The organism is Nocardia sp. NRRL S-836 (genome assembly GCF_001279525.1).
In the GTDB taxonomy this organism is placed as follows: domain Bacteria; phylum Actinomycetota; class Actinomycetes; order Mycobacteriales; family Pseudonocardiaceae; genus Lentzea.
Genome location: NZ_LGDY01000165.1, coordinates 42248 through 60901, shown reverse-complemented (window position 1 = coordinate 60901; position 18654 = coordinate 42248). Strand labels below are relative to the sequence as shown.

At 71.6% G+C, this 18654-nt stretch carries 21 protein-coding genes; 12 read left to right on the top strand and 9 right to left on the bottom strand.

Annotation, left to right across the window (positions count from 1 at the left end):
• Positions 1 to 12: 12 nt before the first annotated feature.
• Both ADL03_RS42905 and ADL03_RS42900 read left to right on the top strand, forming a co-directional pair.
• Positions 13 to 792, top strand: coding sequence for a TIGR00730 family Rossman fold protein (locus tag ADL03_RS42905; protein WP_053739414.1), 780 nt, complete (start codon positions 13 to 15; stop codon positions 790 to 792).
• Positions 774 to 1325 (top strand): TIGR00730 family Rossman fold protein, encoded by a 552-nt coding sequence (locus tag ADL03_RS42900; RefSeq protein WP_053739413.1) that lies wholly within the window; start codon positions 774 to 776, stop codon positions 1323 to 1325. Before ADL03_RS42905 ends, ADL03_RS42900 begins: the two co-directional genes overlap by 19 nt.
• Here the strand turns inward: ADL03_RS42900 and ADL03_RS42895 are convergent.
• Both ADL03_RS42895 and ADL03_RS42890 read right to left on the bottom strand, forming a co-directional pair.
• The gene (locus tag ADL03_RS42895; RefSeq protein ID WP_053739412.1) at positions 1296 to 2345 is read right to left on the bottom strand and encodes a winged helix DNA-binding domain-containing protein; all 1050 of its coding nucleotides are present in this window, start codon (positions 2343 to 2345) and stop codon (positions 1296 to 1298) included. The genes ADL03_RS42900 and ADL03_RS42895 overlap by 30 nt on opposite strands.
• A gap of 10 nt (positions 2346 to 2355) precedes the next feature.
• Positions 2356 to 3849: a CocE/NonD family hydrolase gene (locus ADL03_RS42890; RefSeq protein ID WP_053739411.1), complete on the bottom strand. Its 1494-nt coding sequence runs from the start codon at positions 3847 to 3849 to the stop codon at positions 2356 to 2358.
• 117 nt (positions 3850 to 3966) lie between these two features.
• Here ADL03_RS42890 and ADL03_RS42885 point away from each other — a divergent pair, with 117 nt between their 5' ends.
• The gene (locus tag ADL03_RS42885) at positions 3967 to 4305 is read left to right on the top strand and encodes a hypothetical protein (protein ID WP_053739410.1); all 339 of its coding nucleotides are present in this window, start codon (positions 3967 to 3969) and stop codon (positions 4303 to 4305) included.
• Positions 4305 to 5216, top strand: coding sequence for a glucosyl-3-phosphoglycerate synthase (locus ADL03_RS42880; RefSeq protein ID WP_053739409.1), 912 nt, complete (start codon positions 4305 to 4307; stop codon positions 5214 to 5216). The genes ADL03_RS42885 and ADL03_RS42880 overlap by 1 nt, the downstream gene beginning before the upstream one ends.
• Here the strand turns inward: ADL03_RS42880 and ADL03_RS42875 are convergent.
• The 4 genes from ADL03_RS42875 to ADL03_RS42860 are packed head-to-tail and all read right to left on the bottom strand — an operon-like array spanning position 5148 to position 9548.
• Positions 5148 to 6449, bottom strand: coding sequence for an amino acid ABC transporter ATP-binding/permease protein (locus ADL03_RS42875; RefSeq protein ID WP_053739408.1), 1302 nt, complete (start codon positions 6447 to 6449; stop codon positions 5148 to 5150). The genes ADL03_RS42880 and ADL03_RS42875 overlap by 69 nt on opposite strands.
• Entirely contained in the window at positions 6446 to 7795 is a 1350-nt protein-coding gene (locus tag ADL03_RS42870) for an ABC transporter ATP-binding protein/permease (protein WP_053739407.1), read from the bottom strand. The genes ADL03_RS42875 and ADL03_RS42870 overlap by 4 nt, the downstream gene beginning before the upstream one ends.
• The gene (locus ADL03_RS42865; protein ID WP_053739406.1) at positions 7765 to 8388 is read right to left on the bottom strand and encodes a cytochrome d ubiquinol oxidase subunit II; all 624 of its coding nucleotides are present in this window, start codon (positions 8386 to 8388) and stop codon (positions 7765 to 7767) included. The genes ADL03_RS42870 and ADL03_RS42865 overlap by 31 nt, the downstream gene beginning before the upstream one ends.
• Positions 8388 to 9548, bottom strand: coding sequence for a cytochrome ubiquinol oxidase subunit I (locus ADL03_RS42860; RefSeq protein ID WP_053739405.1), 1161 nt, complete (start codon positions 9546 to 9548; stop codon positions 8388 to 8390). The genes ADL03_RS42865 and ADL03_RS42860 overlap by 1 nt, the downstream gene beginning before the upstream one ends.
• A 106-nt stretch (positions 9549 to 9654) precedes the next feature.
• Here ADL03_RS42860 and ADL03_RS42855 point away from each other — a divergent pair, with 106 nt between their 5' ends.
• From ADL03_RS42855 to ADL03_RS42840, 4 genes are read left to right on the top strand one after another with little or no spacing between them, the layout of a single operon-like run.
• On the top strand, positions 9655 to 9990 hold the full coding sequence (locus tag ADL03_RS42855; protein WP_053739404.1) for a PadR family transcriptional regulator: 336 nt from the start codon (positions 9655 to 9657) through the stop codon (positions 9988 to 9990).
• A complete protein-coding gene (locus ADL03_RS42850) occupies positions 9975 to 10667 on the top strand; it encodes a permease prefix domain 1-containing protein (protein ID WP_053739403.1) in 693 nt (230 codons plus the stop codon). Before ADL03_RS42855 ends, ADL03_RS42850 begins: the two co-directional genes overlap by 16 nt.
• The gene (locus ADL03_RS42845; RefSeq protein ID WP_053739402.1) at positions 10664 to 10963 is read left to right on the top strand and encodes a DivIVA domain-containing protein; all 300 of its coding nucleotides are present in this window, start codon (positions 10664 to 10666) and stop codon (positions 10961 to 10963) included. The genes ADL03_RS42850 and ADL03_RS42845 overlap by 4 nt, the downstream gene beginning before the upstream one ends.
• Positions 10950 to 11498, top strand: a complete 549-nt coding sequence (locus ADL03_RS42840) for a DNA-3-methyladenine glycosylase I (protein WP_053739401.1) — start codon at positions 10950 to 10952, stop codon at positions 11496 to 11498. The genes ADL03_RS42845 and ADL03_RS42840 overlap by 14 nt, the downstream gene beginning before the upstream one ends.
• 51 nt (positions 11499 to 11549) lie before the next feature.
• Here ADL03_RS42840 and ADL03_RS42835 read toward each other — a convergent pair whose 3' ends face one another.
• Positions 11550 to 12335, bottom strand: a complete 786-nt coding sequence (locus ADL03_RS42835; RefSeq protein ID WP_053739400.1) for an enoyl-CoA hydratase-related protein — start codon at positions 12333 to 12335, stop codon at positions 11550 to 11552.
• Between the two features lie 12 nt (positions 12336 to 12347).
• Entirely contained in the window at positions 12348 to 13154 is an 807-nt protein-coding gene (locus ADL03_RS42830) for a PaaX family transcriptional regulator C-terminal domain-containing protein (protein WP_053739399.1), read from the bottom strand.
• Positions 13155 to 13362: 208 nt separating this feature from the next.
• Here ADL03_RS42830 and ADL03_RS46350 point away from each other — a divergent pair, with 208 nt between their 5' ends.
• From ADL03_RS46350 to ADL03_RS42815, 4 genes are all read left to right on the top strand, one after another.
• Positions 13363 to 13530 carry a DUF3117 domain-containing protein gene (locus ADL03_RS46350; RefSeq protein ID WP_065914675.1) on the top strand — a complete coding sequence of 56 codons (168 nt, stop codon included), beginning with the start codon at positions 13363 to 13365 and terminating at the stop codon, positions 13528 to 13530.
• A 138-nt stretch (positions 13531 to 13668) separates the two neighbouring features.
• Complete coding sequence (locus tag ADL03_RS42825; protein ID WP_231642845.1) at positions 13669 to 15087, top strand: M17 family metallopeptidase; 1419 nt, start codon at positions 13669 to 13671, stop codon at positions 15085 to 15087.
• A gap of 78 nt (positions 15088 to 15165) precedes the next feature.
• The gene (locus ADL03_RS42820) at positions 15166 to 16764 is read left to right on the top strand and encodes a hypothetical protein (RefSeq protein ID WP_053739397.1); all 1599 of its coding nucleotides are present in this window, start codon (positions 15166 to 15168) and stop codon (positions 16762 to 16764) included.
• On the top strand, positions 16742 to 17764 hold the full coding sequence (locus ADL03_RS42815; RefSeq protein WP_053739396.1) for a toll/interleukin-1 receptor domain-containing protein: 1023 nt from the start codon (positions 16742 to 16744) through the stop codon (positions 17762 to 17764). The genes ADL03_RS42820 and ADL03_RS42815 overlap by 23 nt, the downstream gene beginning before the upstream one ends.
• Here the strand turns inward: ADL03_RS42815 and ADL03_RS42810 are convergent.
• On the bottom strand, positions 17737 to 18624 hold the full coding sequence (locus ADL03_RS42810; protein WP_231642844.1) for a LysR family transcriptional regulator: 888 nt from the start codon (positions 18622 to 18624) through the stop codon (positions 17737 to 17739). The genes ADL03_RS42815 and ADL03_RS42810 overlap by 28 nt on opposite strands.
• Positions 18625 to 18654: the final 30 nt, after the last annotated feature.

Here is an 18654-nt window from a genome sequence, read left to right as displayed (position 1 = left end):
TAGGATCATTGGATGACGGAAGAGAAGAACAACGGCGTCGTGGACGAGCGCCCCAGGGAGAAACAGCGCGGCCCGGTCGTGCTGCGCCGTGGCCGCAGGGACGAGCTCACCACCACCGACCAGCGCCTGCTCGACTCGCGCGGGCACTCGGACTGGGTGCACACCGACCCGTGGCGGGTGCTGCGGATCCAGGCCGAGTTCGTCGAGGGCTTCGGCGCGCTCGCCGAGGTGCCGAGCGCGGTCACGGTGTTCGGGTCGGCGCGCACCGGGCGGGACCACCCGGAGTACCAGACCGGCCGCGAGCTCGGTGCGGCGCTGGCGAACGCCGGGTTCGCGACGATCACCGGTGGCGGTCCCGGTGTCATGGAGGCGGTCAACCGCGGGTGCTCCGAGGCCGGCGGGTTCTCCATCGGGCTGGGCATCGAGCTGCCGTTCGAGCAGGGGCTCAACCCGTGGGTCGACCTCGGCGTGAACTTCCGCTACTTCTTCGTGCGCAAGACGATGTTCATCAAGTACTCGCAGGCGTTCATCTGCCTGCCCGGTGGTTTCGGCACGCTCGACGAGCTGTTCGAGGCGCTGACCCTGGTGCAGACGAAGAAGGTCACGAAGTTCCCGGTCGTGCTGTTCGGCAAGAGCTACTGGCAGGGCCTGTACGACTGGATCAAGAGCTCGGTGCTGGAGAGCGGCAAGGTCGGCGAGAAGGACCTCGCGCTGCTGCACCTCACCGACGACATCGACGACGCGGTGCGCGTGGTCAAGGAAGCACACCAGGCATGGGCGGACGCACACTGATGTACGTGGCTGTGTACTGCGGCAGTCTGGCCACCGTTCCCCAGAGCTACGTGGACCTCGCCGCCGAGGTGGGACGGCAGATCGCCGCGCGCGGGTGGAACCTCGTGTGGGGTGGCGGGCAGACGTCGATGATGGGCGCGGTCGCCCGTGAGGCGCGCGCCGGTGGCGCGAGCACGTACGGCGTCATCCCGAAGGGCCTGGCCACCAGGGAGATCGCCGACAGGGACTCGACGGAGCTGCACGTCGTGGACACCATGCGCGAGCGCAAGCGGATGATGGACGAGAAGGCCGACGCGTTCCTAACGCTGCCCGGCGGCATCGGCACCGCGGAGGAGTTCTTCGAGGTGTGGACGGCCGGGGTGCTGGGGATGCACGCCAAGCCGGTCGTGCTGCTCGACGTCGACAACCACTACAAGGGACTCGTCGAGTGGCTGACCGAGCTGCGGGACAAGGGTTTCGTCTCGCACGCCGCGCTGGGCTCGCTCGTCGTGACCGACGACGTGTCAGTCGCTCTGGACGCTTGCCTGCGCTAGTCCCTTGACCTGGGCCAGGAACTGGGCCTCCGGCAGGAGGTCGGGCAGCGGCCGGTACGGCGTGACCGTCACCTCGAACCGCTTGCCGGACACCACCCTGCCCTGCCAGGAGCCCGCGATCTCGCCGTCCACGAGCACGGCGCCGCGGCGGCCCAGAACGCGGAAGACGTCCTTCTGCGCGGCCTTGTCCGGCAGCAGCAGGTCGCGGTCCCGCGCCTGCAGGTAGGGATCGGTCGGCGGCAGGAACCTGACCTCCGGCGGTGCGGCGTCGGCGATCTCCAGGCCGTCCGGCAGCCACGCCGGCCGGCCCTCGACGCTCACCTCGACCAGGTCGTCGGGCCACCTCTTCTTGACCTCGCGCACGGTCGTGCCGAAGTACGCGGCCACTTCGGACGGTCCGGCCGGCCCGTGCAGCGTCAGGTACCGGTGCACCAGCTCGGCGAAGCCCGCCGTCTTGCGCGGCACGCCCGGCCAGCCGTGGATGCGTTCGAACGTCACGGTCTTGCACTCCGGCAGGATCCGCAGACCGGCGGGCAGCGCGGCGAGCCGGAAGATCGGGTCGCTGACGTGCGCGGTCCGGCAGCCCCGGCAGTCCTCGACGGTCTGTTTGGGAGCCAACGGGGTCAGCGCGGCGCTCACGTCGCCCTTGGTCATCGGCTTCGTGACGATCGACCGCATGGCCGTGGCGACGTGCTTCAACGCCGCCAGCAGGTCGTCGACCTTGGGCCGGGAGGCGCGGGCACGGGCGTCGGCGTCGCTCCACGGCCACAGCGCGCGGGCGAACGCCTTCAGCTCACCGTCGCGGTGCAGGTGCGGTGCACCGCGCACCGACCACGTGACGGTGAAGTCGCCGGTGGTGGGCGTGGTCAGCCGGGCGGCGAGGCTCAGCAGGGCCGAGCCGGCGGTGTTGTCCTGGACGCCCAGGGAGAACACCGCGAGCTCGGCCGCGTCGGAGACCCGCCGGTCCAGCTCGTGCTGATGGATCCGGTGGCGGAGCACCTGCTGCCGGGTGAGGTCCACCCGGACATTCTCACCCCTTCGGAACCGTGAGGCTCGACGGTCCGAACGTGACGGTCGAGCCGCGGGTCGACTCGCTGAGGTAGCGCGGGTCCACCGTGTCGACCACCAGCGCGAGCCGGTTGCCCGCGGCGACGTTCCACAGCGTGGGTTCCAGCGCCACGTCGAGCGTCTGCGTGCGCCCGGCGCCGGTCACCTTCACCGGCTTGTGCGTGACCAGCGCGCCCAGGCCGAGCGGGCCGACCTCGTACAGGTAGGCGAACAACGTGGTCGTCTCCGCGCTGGGCGTCACCGTGAGCTTCAGCCTCGGCGTGCCCGCGACGGTCGCGCCGGCCGGATACCGCGGCCCGTTCCACACACCGGCGACGTTGCGGTCGACCAGCGGCAGCGACACCCCGGTCGGGATGTTCAGGAACCCTTGCAGCGCACCGGAGAGCAGGATCGTGCCGCTGTCGGCGACGGTGTTCCACCCGGCGGTGATCCTGCGGCCGTCGAGCTGCACCGTGTCGGTGGCGCCGTCCGGCCACGCGCCGAACTTCCGCCACGGGCCGCCGTTGTTGGGCTTGAGCTGCACCGGCTGCTCGGCGTCGACGCCGTTGGCCGTGCCCTTGACGTACCGGTCGAACCAGCGGCCGGTGGCCTCCCAGATCTCGTTGGGCAGCCCCGCCGCGCCGAACAGCTCGGCGGTGGCGTGGTCGCCCGGTGACAGCATGAGCCGTTTCGGGCCGCTCAGCCGGGAGTAGAGGTCGGTGATCTGGCCGGGCGCGAACATGCCGTCGTTCCAGGCGTTGCCCAGCAGGACGGCGGTGCCGTTGGCGTTGAGCTGCTCGATCTTCGAGGCCGCCGAACGGCCCGCGGAGATCGGCACCACCTCGGAGAACCGGCCGTCGCGGTAGGCGTCCTCCGCCTCCAGCAGAACGGGTCCCGGCCGCCCGGTGGCGTGGCCCGCGGCGAGCAGCACCTCGACGGCCTGATTGTTCACGGTGCTGTTCGGGTACAGCGAGCGGGCCAGGTCGGTCCACGTGCTCAGCGCCGCGGCCGCCTTGATCCGCCGGTCGTTCGCGGCGGCGAGCAACGACTGCCCGGCGCCGTAGGAGATCCCGGCGACGCCGACCTTCGTGGCGTCGGCGTGGGCGTGGGCGATGGCCCAGTCGATGACCGAGCTGACGTCACCGACGGTCTCCGGACCGGCGATGTCGATCTCGCCGCCGGAGTCCCAGAAGCCGCGGCTGGTGTAGCTCACCACGACGTAGCCGGACTCCTTGGCGAGCTTGGCCGCCGCGCCGACGTACTCGATGTTGGGGACCGCCCAGCTGGACGGCATGACGAGCAGCGGGAACGGGCCGGGGCCCTGACCGGTCGGCTCGATGACGAACGCCTTGAGGGCGGTGCCGCCGACGCCGGGGATGGACTTGTACGAGATCTGGTGTCCGGGAGCCGCGTCGGCCACAGGGGCACCGAGCAGGGTCGCGAGGAGTACCAGGACCAGAACAAGTGATCGTCGCACGCTGGTCCTCCTTGACCATGACGTAGATCACACAGGGTTGCTACTCGGGAGTAAAGCAGAGAGCTACTCATGGGTAGCAAGAAGCTGTGAGTCAGGTCACTGTTTACGCTGGGTGGCGTGAACCGATTCCGCGTCAGTGAGCTGCCGGAAGACCGCGTCCTGGTCGTCGCACACCTGACCAGCGCCGACGCGGTGGACCAGGCCGTCGCCGACGGCGCCGACGTCGTCGAGTTCGAGGGCGAGCTGGAGCTGCCGTCGCTCAGCGAAACGGTGGACGTGGTGACGATTCCGCCGGGGGACGAGGACTTCACCCTCGCGGCGGCGACGGTGGCCGCGCTGTCCGGAGCCCGCGCGGTGCGGGCGGCGGACGTGCGGCAGGCGAGGAAGGTCGTGGAGATGGTCGCGAGCGTGACGGGAACCCGCCCGCCCGCCAGGGCCGTGCGGGCGCTCGCCTGATGCTGCCCGTGGTGGAGGACTGGTTCGGCACGCACACCTGGCAGCAGCCGTCCTGGACGGCCGGCGAGCTGGTGGCGTTGAAGCGCGGCCGGACCGTGTCGGTGGTCCTGCCGGCGCTGGACGAGGAGGAGACCGTCGGCGCCGTCGTCGCGGTCGTGCGGCCGTTGCTCGGGACGCTGGTGGACGAGCTGGTCGTGGTGGACTCCGGCTCCACCGACCGGACCGCCGAGGTGGCCGCGGCGGCGGGCGCGCGGGTGGTGTCCCGCGAGGACGTCGTGCCGTGGCTGGAACCGGTGCCCGGCAAGGGCGAGGTGCTGTGGCGGTCGCTGGCCGCGACCACCGGTGACCTGGTCGTCTTCCTCGACTCCGACCTGGTCGACCCGGAGACGGCGTTCGTGACGGCGTTGCTGGGACCGTTGCTGCTGCACGACGACGTGCACCTGGTGAAGGGTTTCTACCGGCGGCCCTTGCGGTTGGAGAGCACGGGCGGCGGACGGGTCACCGAGCTGGTGGCACGGCCGTTGCTGAACACGCTGCGGCCGGAGCTGTCCGGCGTGGTGCAGCCGCTGGGCGGCGAGTACGCGGCCACCCGGTCCTTCCTGGAGTCCGTGCCGTTCGCCGCGGGCTACGGCGTGGAGATCGGGCTGCTGCTGGACGCGCACCGGATCTACGGGCTGCCGGCGCTCGCGCAGGTGAACCTGGGGGTGCGCAAGCACCGCAACCGGTCGCTGCTGCAGCTCGGCGTGATGTCCGCGCAGATCATGGGCACCGCGCTGGCCCGCTGCGGGGTGCCGCTGGAGTCCGGGCCGTTGACGCAGTTCGTGCAGGTCGACGGCGAGTGGCTACCCGACTCGGCCGATGTGCTCGTCGCCGACCGGCCCCCGATGGTGCACGTGGTCGAAGAGCGCTAGCTGCTCCTCGCGGTGGGTCACGACGAGCGCCGTGCCGCCGCAGTCGTCGAGGACCTGGCGCAGCACGCGGTCGGCCTGCCTCGGGTCGAGGCCCTCCGTCGGTTCGTCCAGCAGCAGCACCTCGGGGTGTGCGAGCACCGACCGGGTGAGGACCAGGCGCTGCCGCTGGCCGCCGGAGATCTCCTCGCCGCGCTCGCCGACGACCCGGTCCCAGTCGAGGTCCAGCTCGGTGATCCGCGCGGCCCGGTCGAGCTCCTCCTGCGTGGCACCGGGTTTGGCCAGCAGGACGTTGGTGCGGACCGTGGTGTGGAAGACGTGCGCGTCGGCCAGCGCGCCCCCGCTGGGTTCGAGCCGGTGGGCGATGGCGTTGAGCAGCGTGGTCTTGCCCGACCCGCTCGGGCCGACGATCGCCGTTCTGCCGTGCAGGACCGGGATGTCGTGCACCTCGGCCGGTTCCGGTTCGCCGGTCGGCTCCGGGGCCGGTCTGGCCAGTGCGGCGAGCGGGACGGTGAGCTCGAACACCGCGATGGCGGCCAGGACCAGCCACGCGGGTTCGTGCTGCGCGAGCACCAGCAGCGCCGCGCCGAACTGGACGGCGATCGCGAACGGTGTCAGGTCGCGGGTGCGTTCCTTGCGGGACAACGCCTTCGCGGTCGTGGTGGCCTGGGCGAGCCGGTCGGCGAACAGGCCGTGCGCGATCAGCTCCTCACGGCTGTGGACCAGTTCGGTGGCCTGCTCGGTGAGCCGGGCGCGCAACGGCGTGAGGTCCTCCCGCGTGCGCGTGGCGAGCCAGGGGAGCAGGGCGAGGTTGATCAGCAGACCGGCGACCAGCGGCAGCGAGAACCCGGAGACCGCGGCCACGACCGCGCCGGTCAGCGCGGCGGTGAGCCACGGCAGCGTCGTGCGGAGCCGGGCGTCGAGGTGCTGGTCGACGTTCGTGACGATCCGGGTGAGCGCGGTGCCGGACGGGACGTGCGTGCGGTTCGCCAACTCGTCGTAGACCCGGCCGCGCAGCTCGACGGCCTCGCCGAGCACGGCCCGGTGGCTGGTCAGGCGTTCCAGGTAGCGCAACGCGCCCTTGGCCAGCGCGAGCGTGCGCACGGCGACGATCGCGACGGTCAGCGCCTGCACCGGCGGGTGCTCGGCGGCCCGCACGACCAGCCAGGTCGCCGTGGCGGTCAGGCCGACACCGGCCAGTTCGGCGAGCGTGCCGACGAGGACCGCGAGCTTCACACCGCCACCACCCTCGTGACCTCGCGCAGCAGCGCCGGCCGGTGCGCCACGATCACGGCGGTGCGGCCCTTCGTGAACTCCCTCGTGGCTTCCAGCACGAGCGCCTCCGTCTCCGCGTCGAGGTGCGCGGTCGGTTCGTCCAGCAGGAACAGCCCGGCCTGCCGCCGGTCGAGCGCGGTGGCGAGCGCGACCCGCTGCCGTTCGCCGGACGAGAGGTTCGGGGGTACGAGCGTCGGCCGCTGCGGCACCCACGCCAGCGCCGCCAGCCACTGGTCGCGGTCGATCTCGCGCAGGTCCACGCCGCCGACCAGGACCCGGCCGGTGTCGGGCCGCACGAACCCCAGCAGCAGCCCCAGGACCGTGCTCTTGCCCGCCCCGCTCGGGCCGACCAGCGCCACCCGTTCGCCGGGCTCGATCCGCAGCGAGAAGTTCCGCAGGCTGCGCACGCTCACGTCGTCGAACACGATCTCGGCCCGCGCCAGGTCCGGCGGCGTCAGGCCGGTGTGGCCGACGGGCGCCGGAACCTTGGTCAGCACCTCACGCCCCTGCGCGCTCGCGTGGTACTGCGCCCCGGCGGCACGCAACGGCAGAAACGCTTCCGGCGCGAGGAAGAGCACGAGCAGCGCGGTGTGCAGCGGCACGCCGCCGCCGAGCAGCCGCAGCCCGACCGGCACCGCGACCAGCGCCACGGACATCGTGGCCACCAGCTCCAGCACGAACGCCGACAGGAACGCCACCCGCAGCGCCGACATCGTCTCGGCCAGGTGCCGCGCGGCCAGCTCGCGGACCGTGGCCGACTGCGCCTGTGCCCGCCCGAAGGCCCGCAGCGTGCCGATGCCCTTGACCACGTCCAGGAAGTGCCCGCCGAGTGCGGCCAGCGCGTCCCACTGCCGCGCGGTCCGCTCGCGGGTGTGCGCACCGACCAGCGCACCGAAGACCGGGAGCAGCGGCAGCGTCACGAGGATCGTCAGCGCCGCCGTGAGGTCCGCGAACGCCAGCCTGACCACGACCGCCAGCGGCACGGTGACCGCGAGGACCTGCTGCGGCAGGTACCCGACGACGTACGGCGTGACGTCGTGCACGCCCCGCGTGACCAGCGTCGCGACCTCGCCCGCTCTGGTGCCCGGTGTGCGCAGGAAGGCCTCCCGCAGCCGGGTGCGGGTGCGTTCGGCCGCCCGGTGCGCCCACGCCCGGTGCCCCCACCACACGAGCACCCGCAGGCCGATCACCAGGCACAGCAACGACAACCCGGTGCCGCCGACAAGCACCGACGCGAGCAGCTCGGCCTGCGCCAGGACCAGGAACGGGACCGGGATCAGCGCGAGGAGATGGCGACGATCGACCATTGCACCAGCACCACCAGCGGGATGATCGGGACCGCGACCCACGCGAGCAGGCCGAGCGTGTCGGCGTGCGCCATCAGTCCGGTCGTGTCGATGCGGCTGAACGCCAGCGGGATCGGCAATGCCGCCGCGAGCGCGGTCAGCGGGAACACCGTCCACCGCCGCGTCTGGAACACCCACCCGTGCACGGCGAACAGCACCGGCATGACCAGCGCCACCGGCCACGGCGCGTCGAGCAGGTGCGCGAGGAACAGCCCCCAGCCCACCGACACCGCCAGCGCGCCGGTGAACACCAGCCACCACCACAACCGCAGCTGCACCGCGGCCATGAACAGCACCAGTCCGGCCAGCACGAGCGTGAACGTGCTGTGCGCGCCGGAAAGCAGCTCTCCCTCAAGCCGGGGGAACGCCGCGAACAGCACTCCGATCGCGGCCACCAGCCACACCTCGTTGCCGAGGAAGAACGGTGTCATCCGGTGCAGCGCCGCCGTCCGTCCGCGGAACGGGAGCAGCAGCCCGGTGCCGTAGTCGAACCCGGCCAGGGCGAAGTAGCCGGCGGTCAGCGTGCCGAGCACGACGAGCCAGAGCGTTTCCATCACAGCGTCACCACCAACGGGGAGACCGGGGCCGGCGTCGTGTCCGGACCGCGGCGGACCGCACGTGCGATCAACGCCCAGTCGATGACGGCCAGCAGTGCGAACAACGACGTGAACACGATGAGCGACAACAGGATCCGGTCAGCGTCCACATGCGACAGCGCGTCCTCCGTCCGCAGCAGCCCGTACACCAGCCACGGCTGCCGGCCGACCTCGCGGAAGAGCCAGCCGAAGACGGCCGCCGCGAACGGCAGCGGAATGCCGATCACCATGAGGTACAACGGGAACCGCAGGCGCACCACCGCGTCCCTGATCAGCAGCGGCAGCGTGAGCCAGCTGGCCGTCGTCAGCGCCATGCCGATGATGATCATGAACCCGAGTGGCGCCCCGAGCCAGTGCGCGGCCTCGGCCTTGCCCGGCTGGTACGTCCCGATCACCGGGAACTGCGCGAAACCGGCCCCGATCAGCGACGGCGTGGCCAGCGCCGTGGTGACCACGCCCAGCCGCAGCGACCGGCGGAAGAAGTCGGTCTCGGCGGTGCGCCGGATGAAGTGGTACGCCGACACCCCGGTCACGAACACGCCGCCGGCCGTGATCGACGCGAAGACCACGTGCGGGAACGCCGACGTGAACGTGGGGTTGGTCAGCAGCGCGGAGAAGTCGTCCAGCCGCAGCACGTTCCCCTCGACCCGGTAGCCGACGGGGTGCTGCAGGAACCCGTTCGCCGCCATGATCCAGAACGCCGACGCGAACGCCGTGAGCGCCGTCAGCCAGAGCAGGCTGAGGTGCACCCACCGGTTGAGCTTGCCCCAGCCGAAGATCCACAGGCCGAGGAACGTCGACTCCAGGAAGAACGCGACCAGCGTCTCCAGCGCGAGTGGCGCCCCGAACACGTCACCCGCGTAGGTCGCGAGGCCCGACCAGTTGAGGCCGAACTGGAACTCCATCACGATGCCGGTGACGATCCCCAGCGCGTAGTTGATCACGTAGACGCGGCCCCAGAACCGCGTCATCCGCTCGTGCACCGGCGCGCCGGTGATCGCGTACCGGGTCTGCATGATCACCAGTAGCGTCACCAGGCCGAGCGTGAGCAGCACGAACAGGAAGTGGAACGAGGTCGTCACCGCGAACTGGACGCGGGCGAGGTCTGCTGCGCTCATAGGTAGGCACGGTATGCGTAGCGTGTCTACATAAAGCCCGATCTCCCGCGATATCAGGGACATCTCAGGGCTTCCCCGACCCCCGGCATCAGTAGAGTCACTACTCATGAAGCCCGACGCGCTGCGTGGCCACCTGGACGCGTTGCTGCTCGCGACGCTCGACGGCAGGCAGCTGCACGGCTACGCGATCATCGAGGCGTTGCAGCAGCTCAGCGGCGGTGCACTGGACCTGCCCACCGGCACGGTCTACCCGGCGCTGCGGCGGCTGGAGCGCGCGGGCCACGTCACCAGCGACTGGAGCACGGTCGGCGGTCGCAAGCGCCGCACCTACAGGCTCACGTCGGCGGGGCAGAAGGCGTTGCTGGCCGAGCGCAGCGCGTGGCGGGAGTTCACGACGGTCATCGAGGGCGTGCTGGGAGGTGGCAGGTGGGCGCAGACGTGATCGGGGGAGACGTGATCGAGCGGTACGTGACCGAGCTCGGGTCACGGCTGCAGGGCTCGAAGAAGCAGGTGCGCGACCTGCTGACGGAGACCCGCGACAGCCTGGCCGACGCCACCGAGGCGCACCTGGGCCGCGGGCTCACCGAGCAGGAGGCGCAGCAGCGCGCCGTCACCGAGTTCGGACCGGTCAAGGAGATCGCGAACGAGTACCAGGCCGAGCTCGCCGTCGCCTACGGCACGAGAACGCTCATCTGGCTCGCGGTCGTGCTGCCGTTGATGCACATGGCGTGGGAATACGGCCGGATGCTGCTCATCGGGCCGTGGCAGGACTTCGGCACGATGCCACCGCAGTGGTACCTGTTCGTCGCCAAGGCGAACGACCTGGCCAGCGGGGTGGCGTCGGGCGTCGCGCTGGCCGCGCTCGTGCTCGGCCGGGCCGTGGCGCGCAGGTACGACACGAGGCTGCTGGCCAGGGTCGGCGCGGCCATCGCACTGGCCGCGGTGGGGGTGGTGCTGCTGGGCAACGCCGCGATCATCGCGGCCACCGCGCACCTCGACCCGTCCCGGCTGCTGCAGTCGCTGCCGATGAGCATCGTCAGCCTGATCACCTGGACGGTGATCGTCCGGCTCGGTCTGCTCGCTCGCTGCTGCCTGAGCTGTGCCACGATCGTCGCGTGACCAACGCCCTGATCTATCTGATCGTGATGGTGGCCGTCGCGGCAGTCGTGTTCCTGCTCGCGGCGTTGGTGTTCGGGCGCGGCGAGGAGCTCGCCCCGCTGCCGCCCGGTGCCTCGCCGACGAGGCTGCCCGCGGACGACATCACCGCGGAGCACGTCCGCGAGCTGAAGTTCCAGCAGGTGTTCCGCGGCTACAAGATGAGCGAGGTCGACTGGGTCCTGCAGCGGCTCGCGACCGAGGTCGAGACGCTGCGGGAGCGCGTGCGGGAGCTGGAGAGCAGCAGTGACCGAGCTTGAGCGCTGTCCGTGGGGCAACTCCACCCCGGACTACGTCGCCTACCACGACACCGAGTGGGGCGTCGAGCTGCACGGCACGAACGAGCTCTACGAGCGGATGTCGCTGGAGGCGTTCCAGTCCGGGCTGTCGTGGATCACGATCCTGCGCAAGCGCCCCGCGTTCCGCGCGGCGTTCGCCGACTTCGACCCGGAGCGGGTCGCCGAGTTCGGGCCGGCCGACGTGGAACGGCTGATGGCCGACACCGGCATCGTCCGCAACCGGCTGAAGATCGACGCGGCGGTGCACAACGCCCGCGTGATCGCCGAGCAGGACCTCGACCTCGACGCGCTGCTGTGGTCGTTCGCACCGGCCGAGCACGTGCGCCCCGCGACGATCACCGACGTCCCCGCGATCACCGAGGAGTCCAAGGCGATGGCCAAGGAGCTGAAGCGCCGCGGGTTCAAGTTCCTCGGCCCCACCACCTGCTACGCGCTGATGCAGGCCACCGGCATGGTCGACGACCACATCGCGACCTGCTTCCGCGCTACCGCCTGAGGCCGTTCGCGGGCACCACCGGTCCGGCGGTGCCCGCGGACCCTCCCGGGGTCAGCGGCCGATGAACTCCGGGGCGCGCTTGTTCACGAACGCGTCCACGGCCTCGCGGTGGTCCTGGGTCGCGCCGCAGTCGGCCTGGGTGCGGCGCTCGGCCTCCAGGGCGTCCTCCAGCGTGCCGTCCGCGGCCGCGGCGAGCGCTTCCTTGATCTTCGCGTAGGCCGTCGTCGGACCGGCGGCGAGCTTCGCGGCGAGCAGGTGTGCCGTCGACAGCAGCTCCTCGTCCGGCACGACCTGGTTGACCATGCCGATCCGCAGCGCCTCCTCGGCGCCGACCGGCTGGGCCAGCAGCATCATCTCCATCGCGCGGCCGTGGCCGATCAGCCGCGGCAACGTCCACGAGGCACCGGAGTCGGCGGTCAGGCCGACGTTCGCGAACGCCATCAGGAACTTCGCCGACCTGCCCGCGATCCGCAGGTCGGCCGCGTAGGCGAACGACGCGCCCGCACCGGCCGCGCTGCCGTTGACCGCCGCGATCACCGGCTTCGGCATGCCGATCAGCTCCCGCACGATCGGGTTGTAATGCTCCTCCACCGTGCTCAGCGGCGCGGGGTCACCGGCCTGCAGCAACCCGATGTGCTCCTTGAGGTCCTGGCCCGCGCAGAACGCCCGGCCCGCACCCGTGATCACCACCGCGCGCACCGACGGGTCGGCCGCCGCCTCCTTCAGCGCGTCGAGGAACGCCACCTTCAGCGCCGTGGTGAAGGCGTTGAACGACTCGGGGCGGTTGAACGTGAACGTGCGCACTCCGTCAGCGTCGTCGACGAGGAGCTCGGACACTCGGGACCTCCATCAAGCAGTGGAAACGTTGCGGACCGGCCGCAGGCACTCGTCGACGAAGCGGCTCGCGCCCGGTGCCAGCCGCAGCGTCTGTTCGTCGAAGAACGACCCTGCCCGCTGGCCCGGCCAGTCCTCCGGCAACAGTTCAGCAGGAAGACCGGGATCGCGGAACAGGAACTTCCGCCAGGCGTGCAGCAGCTGCTGGGAGGCGGCGAACGCCGCGGCGCCGTTCGTGCCGCCCGAATCGTCCACAACGGACACGATCGGCTGCCAATGGGCCACGAACGCGGCGTAGTCGCGGCCGAGCTCGGCCAGGTCCCAGGCCTTCGCCGCCAGCTCGGCGTCCGCACCGTCGTGTGAACCGTGAAAAGTTCGTGCGGAAACCTCCTCGGCGGCCAGCACGTCGGTCAGCTCCGGCGAGGGCCGGGGTGCGATCCACGTCACGGGCCCGAGCGCGCCGTAGCCGAGCAGCTGCAGCTCCGAGGCCAGGTGGTCGCGCGAGTCGCGGCCGGGCATCTCCTCCAGCACCACGACGTGCCAGCGACCGTCCCACGTGGACGGCCGGGTGCGGTAGATGCGGGCAGCGGCCTCGTCGAGCCGTCGTTCCCCGCGAGGTGTCATCGCGTATCCCGGCCCGTCGGGCAGCCGCACGGGGTGCAGCCAGCCCTGCCGGACCGTGCGCGACACGGCCGTGCGGACGGCGGGCGCGGCGAAGCCCAGCGGTTCCAGCAACCGGACGAGGGCGGCGATGGTGGCGGCACCACCGCGTTCGCGCAGGTGGCCGCCGTAGACGTCGAAGAGCGCGGATCTGGCTCGCACCCTGTTGAGTCTGTCACGCCGCGCCGGGCTGTGCCGAAAGTGTTGCGCGGTCGTCAATCCAGCGACTGACCAGGGACAAATGAAGATCCACAACTGTGGCCGGGACTCGCCAAAAGATCGGTTCGGTTTCGCGCTCAAGTCGCGATAGGGGAGAATGGAGCAGATCCGGCCTGGCCGGACGGGGAAGAGTTGACGGAGGGAGCACGCGATGGCGGCCATGAAGCCCCGGACCGGCGACGGTCCCCTCGAGGTCACCAAGGAGGGACGCGGCATCGTCATGCGCGTGCCGCTCGAGGGTGGTGGGCGCCTCGTCGTCGAGATGTCGGCGGACGAGGCCAGCGCCTTGGGCGACGCGCTGAAGGCCGCCGCCGGCTGAGGCACCCGGCGAGAGAAGCACCACGGCCCCGGTTTCCACAGTGGAGACCGGGGCATCGCTTGTTCCCGCGTTGGGTGAGAATGAGCGGTCTTTGCTGCATAGGGAGAGGTCTGGGTCGTGGGGTCGACGGTTCCGTCAGTGCCAACCAAGCTCGTCGACGTGGAGGTGGCGACCACCGCCCGGCGCGGCGTGCCGCCGGTCGTCCTCGTGGGCACCGGGCCGGCGCTGGGACCGGGCGGCGACGACCTCGACACGGCCGACCTGACGGGCAAGGCCGGTGAGGCGGTCCGGCACCGCTCCTCCGGCACCTGGACGCTCGGCGTCGGCACCGGGTCGCTGAGCGACTACCGCACGGCCGGTGCGGCGCTCGTGCGCGCGTTGAGCGGTGACGACGCTCCCAAGACCGCCGACGTGCTGCTGACCGCCGACTTCGACGCCGACGGGGTGCGGGCGTTCGTGCTGGGCGCGGCGCTGGGCGGCTACCGCTTCAAGGTCACCGGCGAGGACGCGCCCGCACGGGTCGGCTCGCTGCGGCTGGTCACGCCCGACCAGGGCTTCGAGGAGGTGCTGACCTCGGCCGCGCTGAAGGCGCACGCCCTCGCGACCGCGACCGCCCTGACCAGGGACCTCGCGAACACGCCCTCCAACGTGAAGGACCCGCGCTGGCTCGCCACGACCGCCGCCAGGCTGGCCGAGAAGGTGCCGGGGCTGTCCGCCGTCGTCCGCGACGAGAAGTGGCTGGCGCAGCAGGGCTTCGGCGGCGTGCTCGCCGTCGGTGGCGGATCGGCCCGCCCGCCGCGGCTGCTGGAGCTGACCTACGACAGCGGCCAGGGCCCGCACCTGGTGTTCGTCGGCAAGGGCATCACGTTCGACACCGGCGGCATCTCGGTGAAGCCGGCCGACGGCATGCACCTCATGCGCACCGACATGGCCGGCGGCGCAGCGGTGATCTCCGCGCTGCTGGCCGTGGCCCGGCGCGGGCTGCCGATCAGGGTCACCGGCCTGGTGCCGTGTGCCGAGAACCACATCTCCGGCTCGGCGTACCGCCCCGGTGACGTCGTGCGGCACTACGGCGGCGCGACGACCGAGGTGCAGAACACCGACGCCGAGGGCCGCATGGTGCTCGCCGACGCGATGGCCTACGCGGTGCGCGACCTCAAGCCGGACCTGTTGGTCGACGTGGCCACGCTGACCGGCGCGATGAAGGTGTCGCTCGGCCTGCGCACGGGCGGCCTGTTCACCCCGGACGCGACGCTGGCGCGGGCCGTGGCCGACGCGGGCGAGCGGGTGGGCGAGCGCTGGTGGCGGATGCCGCTGCTGGAGGAGCACGTCGAGGCCGTGGACAGCGAGATCGCGGACTACCGGCAGTGCCCGCCCGGCCCCGGTGGCATCACGGCGGCGCTGTTCCTGCAGAAGTTCGCGGGCGACGTGCGCTGGGCGCACCTCGACATCGCGGGCCCGGCCCGTTCGGAGAAGGTCTACGAGGAGGTCGTCGCGGGCGCCACGGGCTTCGGCGCGCGCACCCTCGTCGAACTTGCTGAAACTTTTTCGCGTTAACCGACTGATGGCCGATCCGAGACGGCGGCGTTCCCTGCATGATGTGAGCTCCTTCACAACGATGTAGAGGAGCGGCTCGTGTTACTCCGCCTGGCTCTCGCCGTCTCGTTGCTCCTGTCCGCGCTGACACCGGCCGTCGCCGGCACGCCGTGGTGGGAACCGGTCGCCCGGCCCGCGCAGGACTCGCAGATCAACGTGACCGGCGAGCCGTTCCGCGGGACGGACGGCCAGGGCCGGGTGCGCGGGCTGGTCGACGCGCACAACCACCTCATGACGGGCGAGGCGTTCGGTGGCCGGTTGATCTGCGGCGGCGTGTTCGCCGACGGCGGTGCGCCCCAGGCGTTGCAGGACTGCCCCGAGCACCACCCCGCCGGCCTCGGCGCGATCTTCGAGGCCATCGTGACCTCGGACTTCGACGGCCACGACCCGGTGGGCTGGCCGACGTTCCGCGACTGGCCGTCGTACAAGACGGTGTCGCACCAGCAGAACTACTACGCCTGGCTGGAACGGGCGTGGCGCGGCGGCCAGCGGGTGCTGGTGACCGACCTGACCAGCAACGCCGAGCTGTGCGTGATCTACCCGTTCAAGGACCGGCCGTGCGACGAGATGACGTCCGTGCGGCTGCAGGCCAAGCGCACCTACGAGCTGCAGGACTTCGTCGACCGCGTCTTCGGCGGCCCCGGCAAGGGCTGGTTCCGCGTCGTCACGTCGGCCGAGCAGGCCAGGTCCGTGGTCGAGCAGGGCAAGCTCGCCGTGGTGCTCGGCATCGAGACCTCCGAGCTGTTCGGCTGCCGCCAGCTCCTCGACCTCCCGCTGTGCGGCAAGGCCGACATCGACCGCGGCCTGGACGAGGTCTACGCGCTCGGCGTGCGCAGCGCGTTCCTGTGCCACAAGTTCGACAACGCGCTGTGCGGCGTCCGGTTCGACTCCGGCGTGCAGGGCGGCGTGCTCAACGCCGGCCAGTTCCTGCGCACCGGCACGTGGTGGACGACCGAGCAGTGCAAGGGCCCGCAGCAGGACAACCCGATCGGCTTCGCCGGCCCGAACGCCCTGATCCCCGCGACCGTCGTGGCACCGTCCTACGACCCGGCCAAGCGCTGCAACGTGCGCGGCCTGACGGCGCTCGGCGAGTACGCGGCGCAGGGCATGATGCGGCGGCACATGATGATCGAGGTCGACCACATGAGCGTGAAGGCGGCAGGCCGCACCCTGGAGCTGGCCGCCGCCGCGAGGTACCCCGGTGTGCTGTCGAGCCACAGCTGGATGGACGCGCAGTGGACCGAGCAGGTCTACCGCCTCGGCGGTTTCGTGGCGGGCTACGAGAACGACGCCGACGGCTACGTCGTCCAGGCCGCCGCCACCGAGGCGCTGCGCCGGAAGTACGACGTGGGCCTCGGGTTCGGCAGCGACTTCAACGGCGTCGGCTCGCACCCGTCACCGCGCACCGGCGTGACCTACCCGTTCCGCAGCTACCCGGACGGGCCGCTGGTGGACCGGCAGCGCACCGGCGAGCGGGTGTGGGACATCAACACCGACGGCGGGGCGCACATCGGGCTGCTGCCGGACTGGGTGGAGCAGGTGCGCCAGCTGGGCGGGGACCGGCTGGTGACGGACATGCTGGGCGGGGCGGAGTCGTACCTGCGAACCTGGTCGGGTGCACAGCGCTGGGCCCCGTGACGGGTCGTCCTGGGACTTCTTCATCAGCCACGCCAGTGAGGACAAGCGGCTCGTGGCGGGCCCGCTGGCCCACTACCTGCGGTCGGCCGGGTTCTCGGTCTGGTACGACGACTTCACGTTGCGCGTCGGCGACTCGGTGCTGCGGGAGATCGACCGCGGCCTCGGGTCGTCGCGCTACGGCGTGGTGGTGCTGAGCGAGGCGTTCTTCGCGAAGCAGTGGCCGCGGCGTGAGCTGGCGGGGCTGATGGCCGCGGCGAACGGCGAACGGCGGGTGCTGCCGGTGTGGCACGGCGTGGACGCGGCGGACGTGGCCGGGTACTCGCCGATGCTGGCCGACGTGAAGGGTGTGAGCACGGTCGAGGGCCTGCACGTGGTGGCCGAGGAGCTCGTGCGGGCGGCTTTTCCGCACCGGGTCGCCGGCATGCCGATCACCAACACGGGGTGGGACCGCCGCGGGGAGGACCTCGCGCACGGGCAGGAGGTGCTTCGAGCCGTCCTGGAGCGGGGTGGAGGTCCCGCCGATGTCCGGCAGGTGGTGTCGGACTGCCCGCTGCTGGTTGCGCGGTGGTCACCCTTCGGCACGCGGATCGTGCCTGTCGCGGGACTCGCCGACGAGGTGCCCGTCGACTTCGTCTTGATCTCGGACTACGGCCGGACCAGGGGGAGCCGCGTCACCCTCGTGGCGTTCGGCCCGGTCGGACCCGGTGGTGCCGGCGCGGTGGCCGTTCTCGACCAGGCTCTCGGTGAGCGCCTGCCGCATTCCGGGTTGTCGTCCTCCTCGGTGTGCGGGGTGGCGGACTTCCCCAAGGTGTACGCGGCGATGCACCGCGTCGCGGCGCTGCTGGAGGTGGACGGGTCCCTGCCGCGCGCGGTGGGCGAGGGGCGCCTGTCGGTGTTGTTCGTGCACGGCAGGCGCGGCGCCCAGGACGACCTGTCCGCCGTTCCCACCCGTGTGCCGGTCGAGGCCGCGTCCTACGACCGCTTGCTCGACAGGGCGTGATCCCGGAACGCCTCGACCGCCGGCGGCATCGGCTGGCCGGTCAGCCACGACAACCCGAACATCCGGCTCGACCGCGGCACCAGCGGTAGTTCCCGCACCCCGGCGGGAGGCGTGAACTCCGGGTGCGGGAGCAGCGCCACGCCGAGCCCGGCCGCGACCAGCCCGCGCACGGTCTCGGTCTCCTGCCCCTCGAACGCGATCCGCGGGGTGAACCCGGCCGCCGCGCACAGGTCGTCGGTGATCTGCCGCAGCCCGTAGCCGTGCTCCAGGACGATGAAGTCCTCGTCGCGCAGGTCCGTCAGCCGCACGGCCCTGCGCGCGGCCAGCCGGTGTGTCGCTGGCACGACGGCGATCAGCTCCTGCTCGAACAGCACCACCGAGGAGAACTCCGGGCCGGTCGGCGGCGGGGCGACCAGCGCGAGGTCGATCTCGCCGGAGACGAGCTTGTCGACCACGCCCTGGCGCGCGTCCTGGACCAGGCCGAACCGCACGTGCGGGTGGTCGGCGCGGAAGCCGCGGACCAGCTCGGGCACCACCGAGCGGCCGAGCATGTGCAGGAAGCCGAGCACCACGCGGCCCTTCTCCGGGTCGAGCTCCTCCTCGGCCGCGCGCAGACCGGGTTCGAGCGCGGCCAGCGAGCGGGTGGCGGCCTCGGCGAGCAGGCGGCCGGCGCGGGTGAGGCGGACGCGGCGGCCGGAGCGTGCGATCACGGGTGCGCCCAGCGCCTCGCCGAGCTCCGCGAGCCACCGGCTGACCGTGGGCTGGGGGAGGCCGAGGCGCGCTGCGGCACGGGTCACGTGCTCGTCGGCGGCAAGCGCTTTCAGCACCGCCAGCTTCGGGGCCAGCTCCAATTCGTCCACGGATCGATTCTGGCGCATTTCCGTATTGGA

What these genes read in the sequence shown, in the direction of transcription:
- ADL03_RS42860 (WP_053739405.1), bottom strand. Translation starts at nt 9,548, where the DNA reads ATGAGCGCAGCAGACCTCGCCCGCGTCCAGTTCGCGGTGACGACCTCG.
- ADL03_RS46350 (WP_065914675.1), top strand. Translation starts at nt 13,363, where the DNA reads ATGGCGGCCATGAAGCCCCGGACCGGCGACGGTCCCCTCGAGGTCACC.
- ADL03_RS42905 (WP_053739414.1), top strand. Translation starts at nt 13, where the DNA reads ATGACGGAAGAGAAGAACAACGGCGTCGTGGACGAGCGCCCCAGGGAG.
- ADL03_RS42900 (WP_053739413.1), top strand. Translation starts at nt 774, where the DNA reads ATGGGCGGACGCACACTGATGTACGTGGCTGTGTACTGCGGCAGTCTG.
- ADL03_RS42880 (WP_053739409.1), top strand. Translation starts at nt 4,305, where the DNA reads ATGCTGCCCGTGGTGGAGGACTGGTTCGGCACGCACACCTGGCAGCAG.
- ADL03_RS42865 (WP_053739406.1), bottom strand. Translation starts at nt 8,388, where the DNA reads ATGGAAACGCTCTGGCTCGTCGTGCTCGGCACGCTGACCGCCGGCTAC.
- ADL03_RS42870 (WP_053739407.1), bottom strand. Translation starts at nt 7,795, where the DNA reads ATGGTCGATCGTCGCCATCTCCTCGCGCTGATCCCGGTCCCGTTCCTG.
- ADL03_RS42855 (WP_053739404.1), top strand. Translation starts at nt 9,655, where the DNA reads ATGAAGCCCGACGCGCTGCGTGGCCACCTGGACGCGTTGCTGCTCGCG.